Annotated in this window: 12 protein-coding genes; 8 read left to right on the top strand and 4 right to left on the bottom strand. The window is 49.7% G+C overall.

The features are described 5' to 3' along the window. Positions 1 to 107: 107 nt before the first annotated feature. The 4 genes from FD07_RS10800 to FD07_RS10815 all read right to left on the bottom strand — a co-directional run bounded on the left by FD07_RS10800 (position 108) and on the right by FD07_RS10815 (position 3,688). Positions 108 to 1,442: a C1 family peptidase gene (locus tag FD07_RS10800; protein ID WP_020090345.1), complete on the bottom strand. Its 1,335-nt coding sequence runs from the start codon at positions 1,440 to 1,442 to the stop codon at positions 108 to 110. Between the two features lie 215 nt (positions 1,443 to 1,657). After that, a complete protein-coding gene (locus FD07_RS10805) occupies positions 1,658 to 2,464 on the bottom strand; it encodes an aldo/keto reductase (RefSeq protein ID WP_020090344.1) in 807 nt (268 codons plus the stop codon). Positions 2,465 to 2,657: 193 nt separating this feature from the next. Further along, complete coding sequence (gene rpiA, locus FD07_RS10810) at positions 2,658 to 3,344, bottom strand: ribose-5-phosphate isomerase RpiA (RefSeq protein ID WP_020090343.1); 687 nt, start codon at positions 3,342 to 3,344, stop codon at positions 2,658 to 2,660. A gap of 5 nt (positions 3,345 to 3,349) precedes the next feature. Continuing rightward, positions 3,350 to 3,688, bottom strand: coding sequence for a GNAT family protein (locus FD07_RS10815; protein WP_020090342.1), 339 nt, complete (start codon positions 3,686 to 3,688; stop codon positions 3,350 to 3,352). A 272-nt stretch (positions 3,689 to 3,960) separates the two neighbouring features. Between FD07_RS10815 and FD07_RS10820 the strand changes: the two genes are divergently transcribed. From FD07_RS10820 to FD07_RS10855, 8 genes are all read left to right on the top strand, one after another. Continuing rightward, positions 3,961 to 4,500 carry a dCTP deaminase/dUTPase family protein gene (locus tag FD07_RS10820; RefSeq protein ID WP_020090341.1) on the top strand — a complete coding sequence of 180 codons (540 nt, stop codon included), beginning with the start codon at positions 3,961 to 3,963 and terminating at the stop codon, positions 4,498 to 4,500. A 94-nt stretch (positions 4,501 to 4,594) separates the two neighbouring features. Further along, positions 4,595 to 5,971 carry a DNA repair protein RadA gene (gene radA / locus FD07_RS10825; RefSeq protein ID WP_027826043.1) on the top strand — a complete coding sequence of 459 codons (1,377 nt, stop codon included), beginning with the start codon at positions 4,595 to 4,597 and terminating at the stop codon, positions 5,969 to 5,971. A gap of 351 nt (positions 5,972 to 6,322) precedes the next feature. After that, positions 6,323 to 7,489 (top strand): PIN/TRAM domain-containing protein, encoded by a 1,167-nt coding sequence (locus FD07_RS10830; RefSeq protein ID WP_020090339.1) that lies wholly within the window; start codon positions 6,323 to 6,325, stop codon positions 7,487 to 7,489. 150 nt (positions 7,490 to 7,639) lie between these two features. Beyond that, positions 7,640 to 9,130: a glutamate--tRNA ligase gene (gltX, locus tag FD07_RS10835; RefSeq protein WP_020090338.1), complete on the top strand. Its 1,491-nt coding sequence runs from the start codon at positions 7,640 to 7,642 to the stop codon at positions 9,128 to 9,130. 452 nt (positions 9,131 to 9,582) lie between these two features. Beyond that, positions 9,583 to 10,995: a cysteine--tRNA ligase gene (gene cysS, locus FD07_RS10840; protein ID WP_020090337.1), complete on the top strand. Its 1,413-nt coding sequence runs from the start codon at positions 9,583 to 9,585 to the stop codon at positions 10,993 to 10,995. Continuing rightward, positions 10,995 to 11,411 (top strand): Mini-ribonuclease 3, encoded by a 417-nt coding sequence (locus FD07_RS10845; protein WP_020090336.1) that lies wholly within the window; start codon positions 10,995 to 10,997, stop codon positions 11,409 to 11,411. The genes cysS and FD07_RS10845 overlap by 1 nt, the downstream gene beginning before the upstream one ends. After that, positions 11,411 to 12,181 (top strand): 23S rRNA (guanosine(2251)-2'-O)-methyltransferase RlmB, encoded by a 771-nt coding sequence (gene rlmB / locus FD07_RS10850; protein WP_020090335.1) that lies wholly within the window; start codon positions 11,411 to 11,413, stop codon positions 12,179 to 12,181. Before FD07_RS10845 ends, rlmB begins: the two co-directional genes overlap by 1 nt. Before the next feature lie 22 nt (positions 12,182 to 12,203). Continuing rightward, the gene (locus FD07_RS10855; protein ID WP_020090334.1) at positions 12,204 to 12,755 is read left to right on the top strand and encodes an NYN domain-containing protein; all 552 of its coding nucleotides are present in this window, start codon (positions 12,204 to 12,206) and stop codon (positions 12,753 to 12,755) included. Positions 12,756 to 12,826: the final 71 nt, after the last annotated feature.

Raw genomic sequence — 12,826 nt, forward strand, 5'->3', positions numbered from 1 at the left:
GTTTTTAAACGGGCGTGGTTGACTTAGAGTAGAAATAGCGTCCCGCTGTTTAAGAAGGACAGCGTCTCATTTTAAAAGCTATCCTAGCCGGAAGAGACCAGAGATGATTAAGCCAAAGCACCCATTGGATCCCATGGTGCCAAGACCGTTGGTTCTTCAGTTTCTTGCGTCTTCTTTAAGTTGTCAGGCAGGAATTGCTTGTTGACGACGACTTGGTAGCAGTATTCGTCCATCCAGGCGTCACTCATCACGAAGTAACCCTTCGTGCCGACCTTTTCACCCCAGGAGTTTTCAACCTTCCACTTGGTTGGTTGGCCATCGACTAAGTCGACACCAGTCAAGACCATGGCGTGGGTCATCATGCTTTCCCCGTAGTCCAGGCGTTCTGCCTTGGTCGTGGAGAAGTCGATGTTGAAGAGGGCATCCTTGTCGTAGAACTTGGTGTCCATGATCCCCTTTTGACGTTCTGAGGATTGACCGACGTCACAACCGAACCAGACGGATTGGCCAGCTTGTAATTGCTTGATGGCCAAGGCTTTGAAGTCCTTCATCGTGACATTTAAATGCTTCACTTGACGGCCGTTGACCACGTTACCCAGCATTTCAACCGTGTAGGTGTGGTTGTAAGGCTTGTCGTCAGTAGGAGCGTTGATGATGGAAACGTAATCGCTCAGGTCCCAGTTGACGTACTTGTCGAAGAAGGACTTTGGCGTTAAGCCCTTGTCGATGTGGTAGTTCTTGTCGTCGTCGCGGTATTCGAAATCAAATTCGCTAACGGGTTCGCCGAGTGAGAAGCTCAGTAAGCGGTAAACTTCACCAAGCATCTTGTCTTTAGCAGCGGCAATGTCAGCATCGCTGGCTTTGTCGGCAACTAACTTACGTAAAGTTACGGCGTCTTTCCGCAGCTTTAAGTTCAGCGTGCTGTTGAGCTCGCTAGACTTGGAACTGTTGTAAGTTTCAGGCATAACGGACTTAGGCACGATCCCGTACTTTTCAATGATGGCACATAGCATGTCCCATTGACCACCATCTTGTTGTGGGGTAGCCATTAAGAAGGCGACCTTACGGCTAGAGGTTGGTTGGTCAGCGGTGGCCAAGACGTTTTCGTAGAAGTAGTTGGCTTTTTCAAATTTGTCCCAGAAGTTGGTGTAGTTTTGAGATAATTCAAAGTCACTTAAGTTGAAGAGGTCGGCTAAATGATGACGCATCGTGTTCAATGCGGCAAACATCCAGCAACGACCACTTTGCTTTTGGTTAGCAACTTTCCCAGTATCCAAATCGATGGAGAAGACGGGAGTCATGTCGGTTTCAGAAGCATAATCGGCAGAGGTTGCTAAGATTCCTTGATGGCTGACGGCGCGTTCCAAAACCTTTGCGGTGGGGTCGGCAGCTAAAGCTTGTTGATAACGGGCGGTTTGGTCCGCCGTAATTTCTTTACTCAATGACGTCACTCTCCTAACTTATTTCTCTCATTGTACTCCAATATTCTCATTTTTTGTATAGATACCCGAAAGTTGTTTAAAAAATGGACGAGCGGACCTCAGTAAGAGCGGTGCTAACGGGATTTTGAATCAAAAAGGACCCCGCAATACGATTCGTATCGAGGAGTCCTACCACAAAGAATTAAATTGAATGATCCCTGGATAGTCGGACAGGCTTAGTCGTAATTAAGATGCTTGTCCTGATCGAGGGTGTTGATTTCGGCAATTTCAGCGGCTGTTAAGTTGAAACCGGAAATTTCGAAATTTTCCTTAACTCGTGCTGGCTTGGAGGACTTAGGGAAGACCACGAAGCCCGTGTCAACTTGCCACCGTAAAACAATTTGAGCGGGTGACTTGCCATACTTTTCAGCTAACTTGGTAATCACGGGGTCTTCAAGAATTAAGTGACCGTGACCGATTGGGGAGTAACCTTCGTTGATCAAACCATTGTCCGTATCGAACTTACCTAATTCGGCTTGTACCTTGTAAGGGTGGCGTTCGATTTGGTTGACCATTGGCTTAACCTTAGCCATGGCAAAGACTTGTTCAAGTTGACTTTCGGAGAAGTTGGAGACACCGATAGCCCGAACCTTCTTTTGTTGGTAGAGGGTTTCTAAGGCGCGCCAAGTATCCAGGGTCAGCTCGAAGTTTTCTTCGTTTGGCCAGTGGATCAGGTATAAGTCCAAGTAGTCCAGTTGCAGGTCGGCTAGCGTCTTGTCAAAGGCAGCCAAGGTCTTGTCGTAGCCTTGATCAGCGTTCCAAACCTTGGACGTGATGAACAGGTCAGAACGGTCAATACCGGAAGCCTTGATGGCTGCACCAACGGCTGGTTCGTTGCCGTAGATGTGTGCACAGTCGAGATGCCGATAGCCGGCGTCTAAGGCCGTCTTGATTGCTGCTGGAACATCCTTACTGTCAATTAAGTAAGTTCCGAATCCTAACATTGGAATGGTAACGCCGTTGCTTAATTGTGTCGTTTCCATGTAATTACCTCGCTCTACAAATATTTTAAAGTATCTAAACACATACAACTATGATACACTACTGCGCCAATAGTTTCATGGATAGACCCTTACCGATTACGACAGAGCGATACGATGATCGCCATTAAAAAATCACCCACGCAATTCGATCGTAGAATTGGTGGGTGACTATTAAATCTTTAATTGGTGAGGATTAGTCGCGAGCGTTCAAGACTTCTGGACCGTCTTGACGACCAACGATAACCGTGTTGACCGTGTCTAAGAACAGACCGTGTTCAACAACACCCACGATGCCATTCAAGGTGTTGGCTAAGTCGTGGGGATGATCGATGCGACCCAAGTGTAAGTCGATGATGTAGTTCTTGGAGTCGGTCAAGACGTGGCTACCGTCTTCGTTCATCCGGAAACTAGGGTGTAAGTCCATCTTGTCCAACTTTTCCAGGACGTGGCTAGAACCGAATGGAATAACTTCTAGTGGTAGTGGGAACTTGCCTAAGTGGTGAACCATCTTGCTTTCGTCAACGATCCACATGTTCTTCGTGGAGTTGATTGCAACGATCTTTTCCCACAGGTGAGCGGCACCGCCACCCTTAATCCCTTGGAAGTTGTCGTCAATTTCGTCGGCACCATCGATGGTTAAGTCGAGGTGGTCAACTTCATCCAGTTGTTTGATGGTGATGCCCAGGGATTCGGCTTGCTTAGCGGAGCGGTCTGATGTTGCGACCCCCACAATGCTTAAACCTTCTTCTTTGACGCGCTTACCTAGAGCGTCGATCATGTAACGAACGGTCGAGCCGGTTCCGATTCCTAAAATCATGCCATCCTTCACGTACTTGACGGCTTCTTGGCCAACGAGGGCTTTTAATGCGTTTTGATCCATCTTAACTACTCCTCTTCTATGTGTTCTGGGTGTAAGGCAACTGGTCGCACGGCATCCGCACCGCTAACGGGCAACTGATGCGCCGCTAGAAAATCGGCGGGGTGGGTCGCAAAGTAACGCTTGGCGTACGGGTCCAGTAATTTCACACTGACTTTAGCGGTTGTTGCCAGTTGGGTAAAACGTTTTATCAGTTGCTCAGCTAACGCGGTAGCGGGCTGGGCAGGGCGTACAAAAATCTGCTCGAGAACCCAAGTGGATTCATCTAAACGCAGGTAGTGCAAACTTGCCAGTAGCCGTTCGTCGTCAACGATTGTCAGCTCACCCGGACGTTCCGTAGTCGTCATGGTTATTTGCTCCTTTCGTGACCAGATTCACTCCTAATTTTGGTCTATCCGCGGGGCCTTGTCAACTAATTTTCGCTGGCGAATAATTTTGCTGGCATTCTTACGGAAAGGTAGGTACTCTAGTAAGAGGTTAGTCGAATTCTGACCGTATTTGTATTTTGCGGATAGGGTGTTAGAATGGACGGTCATAGCCGCAATATCGGCCATGATTAATTGTAGAAAAGTAAATGGCTATCAATTGAAATTAAGACAAAACTCAAAGGAGTGGCACGATGCATCGAGGATTTGAAATTGTCAGCAAGTATGAGGATCAAGGCATCAACGTTCCTTATCGAACCACACAACAGGCTGCGGGGTATGACTTCGAGTGTGCCGAGGACTTCACGTTGCCCTCAATTTGGCGACATGATCTGCTTCACGCGTTCAAACGGCTCTGGCACCGTGATCCCTTAACGACGGAGGAATTGGTCGCGGGTCAGCATGACTTGAAGCCTTGGCTGGTACCCACGGGCGTTAAGGCTTACATGGCGCCCGGTGAGGTGCTCTTGCTGGCGAACCGTTCGAGTAATCCCCTGAAGCACAATCTGATTCTACCCAATGGGGTCGGTGTGATTGATGCGGACTACTATAATAATGAAAAGAACGAGGGCGAGATCTTCGTTCAGTTGGTCAACGTGGGCCTGAAGGATCAAGTGATCAAGAAGGGACAACGCATTGCTCAGGGGATATTCATGCCATTTCTGTTGGCCGACGGAGAGCGGATTCCAAGTCAACAACGGACTGGTGGATTTGGGTCCTCTGATCGCAACTAAATCTTTACATTTGAAGCTGATAGACTAGTGGGGAAACACCCCCGAGATATGCTAAAATGAAAGTGCTGAAAGTAAACGGATAAGGGGGATGAACGTGGCTAAAACGAAAACGAAATTTGTCTGTCAGAATTGTGATTATAGCTCCCCCCGGTACCTGGGACGCTGCCCCAATTGCGGGGAGTGGAACACCATGGTCGAAGAGGTTATCACGCCGGCTGCGGCCAAGCCTCAGTCAACACGAACAACGGTGACTGGTGAGCATTCTAAGCCACAATTGATGAATGACATCAAGCACACGACGGAAATGCGGGTCAAGACTCAAATGAACGAACTTAACCGGGTGCTGGGTGGCGGTATCGTACCCGGGTCATTGATCCTGATTGGTGGAGATCCCGGTATTGGGAAATCGACGCTGTTGCTCCAAGTGTCCGGCCAGTTGAGTGCGACCGGGGGCAAGGTGCTCTACGTGTCCGGGGAAGAAAGTGCTTCGCAGATCAAGATGCGTGCCGACCGGTTAGTCGTCAATAGCGACAACATCTACCTCTATCCGGAGACGGACATGGCTAGTATTCGGGCCAACATTGAAGAGATGCAACCAGATTACGTGGTCATTGACTCCGTGCAAACCATGCAGGCCCCAGGGATCGAATCGGCAATTGGGTCGGTTTCTCAGATTCGGGCGGTTACTGGTGAGCTGATGCAGATTGCCAAGACTAACGGCATTACGATCTTTGTCGTGGGTCACGTGACTAAGGGTGGCGCGATTGCCGGTCCTAAGATTCTGGAACACATGGTGGATACCGTGCTGTACTTTGAAGGGGACCTGCATCACACCTACCGGATTCTGCGAGCGGTCAAGAACCGATTTGGCTCGACCAATGAGCTGGGAATCTTTGAAATGCGTGAGGGTGGTCTCTATGAGGTGGCCAATCCTTCGGAGATCTTCTTGGAGGAACGGCTAAAGGATGCGACTGGTTCGGCCATTGTAGTTTCGATGGAAGGAACTCGGCCTATCCTGGTCGAAGTGCAAGCACTGATTTCACCATCGGTCTTCGGTAACGCCCAACGGACATCGAGTGGCTTGGATCGCAACCGAGTGGCTTTACTGATGGCCGTATTGGAGAAGCGCGCCAACCTGATGCTTCAGAATCAAGACGCTTTCCTGAAGGCCGCCGGTGGTGTGAAGTTGGATGAACCAGCAATTGACTTGGCGATTGCCATGAGTATTGCCTCCAGTTACCGTGACACGGCAACGGAACCTAGTGACTGTTTCGTGGGTGAAGTGGGGTTGACTGGTGAAATTCGCCGGGTCAGCCGCATTGAGTCCCGGGTAGCAGAAGCCAAGAAGCTTGGATTCAAACGAATCTTCGTGCCTAAGAACAACATGCAAGGATGGAATCCACCGGCCGGCATCAAGGTCGTCGGAGTCTCAACCCTGCGTCAGGCATTGAAACTGGCACTGGATATTTAATTTAGTTGAGGGCTATTTTTAAGAGTGTGTCGGATCACATGAGAGCTGGGACACTTGAATTAGTCCCAATGTGGTTGCAATAAGTATTATTGGGTAAAAACTAGTTTAGCCGGAGGAAGACAGGGATGGAACCAGCCGTGAAGGTGGCGTTAGCTGGCGTTTAGCCAGGTTACACCACGGACGCGTTTGAAGACTCGTTGATTCTTACGAGGCTTCAAACCGAGGCTCAAGACCGATTCACAGGCTTGGGCCGGTCCTCACAGCAGGTGGAATCCCTGTCAGCNTCAGCCGTAGGCGCTGTTAGCTACGAATTTTTGTACAAATTATGGTGATTTGAAAGGAGGTGAACGTATGCGTAAGAAAACAGTTATTCTCGTGATCTTCGCCATCCTAGGTGGTGTCATGGGGGTGGCGTACCTTTCTCGCTTTTGGCACCTCATTGGGATGAACAGTCCGCTCGTCAACAACATCTTAGTTAACATTTTAGTTGGTGCAATTATTTTCCTCATTCTGGGGTTGTTGTTTGCTGGACTGATCATGCGGGTGGTCAATAAGCTAGAAGCCTATCTCAATAAACAGAATCCAATGACGATTCTCTTTGGCAGCTTGGGCGCAATTATCAGTTTAGCGTTGGCCCTGCTGATTTCGTCGTTTCTTTTCCGGGTGCCATCGTTTTTCATCAGTACCTTCATTCCGTGGATTCTGATGCTGTTGTTTGGGTATCTCGGTTTCCGGATCGGGACGCGACTGAGTAAGGTCCGTGCCGAAGAGTGGCGTAAGTTGTTCCAGTCACGGAGCAAGAAAGCTAGCGAAGAGGAATCTAAGAAAGTCATCGATAAACAAACGGAACCCAACTTCCATCATTATAAGATCTTGGATACCAATATTTTAATCGATGGTCGGATCTATGATTTGGCCAAGACGGGGTTCCTGGAAGGGACATTGTTGGTTCCTAACTTCGTGTTGTATGAATTGCAGTACATCGCGGATTCCAGCGACTCCATCAAACGGGTTCGTGGACGTCGGGGGTTAGATATCTTAAATAAACTCCAGAACGAAAACATCATGCCGATTGAAATGTACGAAGGTGACTTTGAGGATATTCCCGAAGTCGACAGTAAATTGATTCGACTGGCCAAGGAAAATGGTGGGGTGATCGTCACCAATGATTACAACTTGAACAAGGTTATCCAGTTCCAAAACGTTCAAGTCCTCAACATTAATTCCTTAGCTAACGCCCTGAAACCCCGGGTAATTCCGGGTGAAAACCTGCACGTTATGGTGGTTAAGAACGGGACCGAACGGCAGCAAGGGGTTGCCTATCTTGATGATGGCACGATGGTCGTCGTCGAAGATGGGAAGTACTTCATCAACAAGCAGTTGGATGTGGTCGTAACGAGTGCCATTCAGACCGATGCTGGGCGGATGATCTTTGCCAAGCCCGTGCATTCCAGCAGAAACATTGAAGAGGATGCCGGGGGCAAGGGCCAATCGAAGAAACCGAAACGGTCGCGGTAAATAACCGCTTACTTGAGATTTCTGGGAGAGATTAAGGGTCACACCTTTATTTTTCCGGTTTGTCATTGTACACTAAGAACAATGTGTCATCTCACAGATGGCAGTTAAACACTAAATTACGTAAATAATGGAGAAAGAGGCGCAAACGTTTTGGCGAAAAATTCAATTCGGGTTCGGTACGCACCGAGTCCTACCGGTCATTTGCACATTGGTAATGCCCGGACAGCGATCTTTAATTACTTATTTGCCCGGCACAACAAGGGTAAGTTCATCATCAGAATCGAAGATACCGATACTAAGCGGAACATCGCGGATGGTGAAAGAAGCCAACTGGAAAACCTGAAGTGGTTAGGTTTGGACTGGGATGAAGGTCCCGATGTTGGTGGCGACTACGGTCCCTACCGGCAATCAGAACGGCGCGACATTTACACGCCACTGATCCAACAACTGATCGATGAAGGCAAGGCCTACGAATCTTACCGGACGGAAGATGAATTACAAGCCGACCGTGAAGCCCAAAAGGCCCGCAAAGAAATGCCACACTACGAATATGAATACGCTGGTATGGATGAAGCCGAAAAGCAAGCCGCTATCGATGCCGCTAAAGCTAAGGGCTTGAAGCCAGTTATTCGTTTCCGCGTGCCAAAGGATGAAATCTTTGCTTGGGATGACATGGTTAAGGGTAACGTTTCCTTTAACTCTGACACCATTGGTGGGGACTTCGTTATTGCTAAGCGCGATGGGATGCCAACGTACAACTTCGCCGTTGTTGTTGACGACCACAAGATGGCCATCAGCCACGTTTTCCGTGGGGACGACCACGTTGCCAACACGCCTAAGCAATTGATGATCTACCAAGCCTTTGGTTGGGAAGCACCTAAGTTTGGTCACATGAGCCTGATCATCAGCAAGGACACCGGTAAGAAGTTGTCCAAGCGTGACGAATCCGTGCTCCAATTCATCGAACAATACCGTGACTTGGGTTACCTGCCAGAAGCCATGTTCAACTTCATTCTGTTGTTGGGCTGGTCTCCAGTTGGGGAAGATGAAATCTTTAACCGTAAGCAATTCATCAAGATGTATGATGAAACGCGTCTGAGTTCATCCCCCGCAACCTTTGACAGTGACAAGCTGGACTGGTTGAACAACCGTTACGTGAAGGATGCTGACGAAAGCACCATCGTGGACTTGGCCTTGAAGCAATTGATCAAGGCGGGGAACGTTCCTGCTAACCCAGACACGAACACCATCGAATGGTCGCGTCAATTGATCAACCTGTACAAGCAACAAATGAGCTACATGGCACAGATCAACGACATGGCTTCCGTCTTCTTCCAAGAACCAGAACAAGTTTCTGGCGCTGCACTGGAAGAAATCAGCAATGACACGGCACCAGTTGTCTTAAAGGCATTCGCTGAAGAAATCGAAAAGCTTGATCTGTTTGATTCCGTTGAAATCTTCCACGTGATCAAGCGGGTTCAAGCCAAGACCGGTATCAAGGGTCGTCAATTATGGATGCCAATCCGAATTGCCGTAACCCACGAAATGCACGGTCCAGAATTACCTGAATCAATTGAATTAGTCGGCCGTAAGACCGCATTACAACACATTCACCAAACTTTGGCCCAACTCGAAGGCTAACGTTTTGGTAAAGAAGCCGAATGAGGGGCCATTGGCCGTCCATTCGGCTTTTTGCTAACCGCTCTGGTATGCTACAATGGAGCTAACTCATTCGACATCCTGGGACTGGTGGCTATGTCACCTCCCGGGCGGTCCTGAAGATACTGATTGGATACCAATGCGTGCGTAAGTTCATATCATTTATGAGGGACTAGACAATTGCGTGGGGGATAGGTCAGTGTAAGCCGGAGGTTGGTTCTGGAGATGCTCAGGTGTGTCGTTTTCCTTGGCCGAGTGATTTGCTCGGTCTAGGAAAAGGCCAAGCTTGAAGACTCGTGTTCTGTGCGAGGCTCCAAGTTGTGCCCACCCGTTCCAGTATCTCCAGAACCAACCGGGAGGCGAAGTCGATTGCTGCCCACTCAGCGATGTCGAAACGAAGCAATATATAAAGGTTACGCGAAAGGAGCCTCGCGATGCTCAAAGTATTTAATACCATGACCCGCCAGAAAGAGACCTTCGAACCCATCACTCCCGGAGTGGTTAACATGTATGTGTGTGGTCCGACTGTCTATAACTATATTCATATTGGGAACGCGCGAAGTGCCATTGCTTTTGACACGATTCGGCGTTACTTCGAATATCGCGGCTATCAAGTGAAGTACATTTCTAACTTTACCGATGTCGACGATAAAATGATCAATCAAGCGAAAAAATTAAACATTACCGTTCCCGAATTGGGTGATCGGTTCATCAAAGCCTTCAAGGAAGACACGGCTGCATTGAACATCGAACCAGCAACCGCTAACCCGCGGGCTACGGAACACATTCCCGAAATCATTGAATTCGTGCAGGACCTGATCGACAAGGGCTACGCTTATCCAGTTGATGGGGATGTTTATTACCGGGCACACAAGTTTGCCCATTACGGCGAATTGTCCCATCAGGACCTGAATGAGCTCGAAGAAGGGGCTTCTCAGCACACCAACGATGAAGAGACGGCGCGTAAGGAAGATCCTGTCGACTTTGCGCTCTGGAAGGGGGCTAAGCCGGGTGAAATCTCCTGGCCGTCTCCTTGGGGTGCGGGTCGACCTGGTTGGCACATCGAGTGCTCCGTCATGTCAACGCACTACCTCGGTGATACCTTTGATATCCACGGTGGTGGTGAAGACCTGACCTTCCCCCACCATGAAAATGAAATCGCACAGAGCGAAGCCAAGACGGGGAAGACGTTCGTCCACTACTGGTTACACAACGGTTTTGTGACGGTCGGCGACGAGAACGAAAAGATGAGTAAGTCACTAGGCAACTTCGTGACGGTTCACGACATCTTGAAGACCATCGACCCGCAGACGTTGCGTTTCTTCATGGCTACGACCCAGTACCGACGGCCAATTCAATACAGCCAACGGAACCTGGACACGGCGGCGCGGAACCTGGAACGGCTTCAGACCTCATACAACAACATGGGATATCGTCTGAAGGATGCCGAAGATGGCAATGATCCGAAGGTTGAGCAGGAAATTCGGCAGATCATCGCGGACTATAACGATGCCATGGACGACGACTTCAACGTGCAAAACGGGGTTGCCGAGGTTCATGACCTAGCGCGGTTGGGTAACGTGTATGCTGAACGGCCAGTGGTCTTTAGTGGGACGCTGACGTTTATTCGCCAGACCTTAGCCGACCTGCTCAGCGTGTTCGGTGTGGAACTGGCAGAAGCCGACGCGTTGGGTGATGATCGAATTCAGGCACTGATCGATGAACGGTTGGCTGCCCGGAAGAACCGGAACTTTGAACGTAGTGATGAAATTCGTGAACAACTGAAGAGCCAAGGAATTATCTTGGAAGACACGCCCCAAGGGACGCGTTGGAGAAAGGGAAATTAATGACTGAACAAACAGAACAAGTCGATTTTCGACAATTAAACGGGGTCGCACTGGCCTACATGGGCGATGCCGCCTACGAAGTAATTATTCGTCAACACCTGATTGCGGAGGGACTAGCTAAGCCTAACCATCTGCAGAAGAAGGCGACCCATTACGTCTCAGCGAAGGCGCAAGCCGCACTGATCGACCTGATGGAAAAGGATGGCATCTTAAGTGATGACGAGTGGACGATGTTTAAGCGTGGGCGCAATGCCAAGAGTTACACGCACGCCAAGAACACGGACGTCGTGACCTACCGTATTTCTACCGGGTTTGAAGCCTTGATGGGCTACTTAGCACTCAGTGGACAACAGGACCGGGTCAACGAATTGGGTAAATGGTGCATTGAACAAGTAGAAGCGGGGCGGACTGAATAATGAATCCAGAAAACGAAACGAACGACGTATCTAACGATTTTGTCATCGGCCGGCATCCAGCCGTTGCCGCATTGCGTAGCCAACAGACCATCAACAAGGTTTTCTTGCAGAGTGGGTTGAAGGCCGAGGCGATTGACGAGATTCGTCAATTGGCCAAGAAGCGTCACTTGGTGATCTCAGAAGTGCCTAAGCAAAAGCTGGACCAACTGACGGATCATCAGAATCACCAAGGGGTAGCCCTGGGTGTTGCGGCGTTTGAATATGCTAGTATCGATGACCTGTTCGCTAAGGCCGAAGCAGCCGGTGAGGCGCCCTTCTTCCTGATCCTGGATGGTGTCGAAGATCCCCACAACCTGGGGTCTATCTTGCGGACGGCCGACGCCAGTGGCGTTCACGGGGTAATCATTCCCAAGCGCCGCGCCGTTGGGTTGACCTCGACCGTTGCTAAGACCTCGACTGGGGCTATTGAAACGGTGCCGGTTGCTCGGGTCACTAACCTGGTCAACACGGTTCATGAACTGAAGGAACGGGGCATGTGGATCTTTGGGACCGACATGGAAGGTTCCGACTACCGGGACTGGAACGCCAAGGGCGCCGTTGGTCTGATCATTGGTAACGAGGGTAAGGGAATTTCTCGCTTGCTCAAGGAAACGGTTGACGAGATGCTGACGATTCCAATGGTTGGGTCCGTGCAAAGCCTAAACGCTAGTGTGGCTGCTGGCCTGCTGATGTATCAAGGCTTCAGTTCTCGACACCCAGTCCAACACTGAACGAAGGGATGAGCGTGGGAAAATGAAAGAAGATATTCTTATTGTCGACGCCTATAACATGATCGGCAACTGGCCCAAGCTCAACCGGCTAAAGCTCAGTGATCGGTTACCGGAGGCCAGGGACTTACTCCTGTCCATGTTGGCAAACTATAAAAAGCTACGGGACGCGTCAATTACCGTGGTTTTTGACGCGATGTATGTACCCGGTATCTCCAAGAGTTATCGGCAGTTCGATCTGGAAGTCGTCTGGACGAACCGTGACGAGACGGCGGATAGCTATATTGAAAAGCTAGCCAAGGAGCGTCAGACACGGTTTACCCAGGTGACGGTCGCCACCAGTGATCAGGCCGAACAGTGGACCATCTTTTCAGAGGGGGCCCTGCGGATTCCTGCCGGAGAGCTGTTGCGTGACATCGAACGGGCGCAAAATGAGGTTAAACAGACTGCCCGTGAGTTTGCGGATAAGGGCTTAGTACGTAAGTCGCCGTGGAACGACCAGCAGTTATACAAGCTGGAAAAATTGCGGGACCAAATGATGGCGCGCCCAGACCGTGACCACCGACCAAAGCACTAGCTGTCATACGTTAGTGTGGGTTGGGATTTACTCTATAGAATACTAATCGCAAATTGCAAGAACAAGTTAGT

Origin of the sequence: Levilactobacillus parabrevis ATCC 53295 (assembly GCF_001434055.1) — a bacterium.
Classification (GTDB): Bacteria; Bacillota; Bacilli; order Lactobacillales; family Lactobacillaceae; genus Levilactobacillus; species Levilactobacillus parabrevis.

Bases quoted from the DNA above. Each gene is read 5' to 3' on its own strand.
- FD07_RS10805 (WP_020090344.1), bottom strand. From the start codon at position 2,464: ATGGAAACGACACAATTAAGCAACGGCGTTACCATTCCAATGTTAGGA.
- rpiA (WP_020090343.1), bottom strand. From the start codon at position 3,344: ATGGATCAAAACGCATTAAAAGCCCTCGTTGGCCAAGAAGCCGTCAAG.
- FD07_RS10815 (WP_020090342.1), bottom strand. From the start codon at position 3,688: ATGACGACTACGGAACGTCCGGGTGAGCTGACAATCGTTGACGACGAA.
- FD07_RS10820 (WP_020090341.1), top strand. From the start codon at position 3,961: ATGCATCGAGGATTTGAAATTGTCAGCAAGTATGAGGATCAAGGCATC.
- FD07_RS10830 (WP_020090339.1), top strand. From the start codon at position 6,323: ATGCGTAAGAAAACAGTTATTCTCGTGATCTTCGCCATCCTAGGTGGT.
- cysS (WP_020090337.1), top strand. From the start codon at position 9,583: ATGCTCAAAGTATTTAATACCATGACCCGCCAGAAAGAGACCTTCGAA.
- FD07_RS10845 (WP_020090336.1), top strand. From the start codon at position 10,995: ATGACTGAACAAACAGAACAAGTCGATTTTCGACAATTAAACGGGGTC.
- rlmB (WP_020090335.1), top strand. From the start codon at position 11,411: ATGAATCCAGAAAACGAAACGAACGACGTATCTAACGATTTTGTCATC.
- FD07_RS10855 (WP_020090334.1), top strand. From the start codon at position 12,204: ATGAAAGAAGATATTCTTATTGTCGACGCCTATAACATGATCGGCAAC.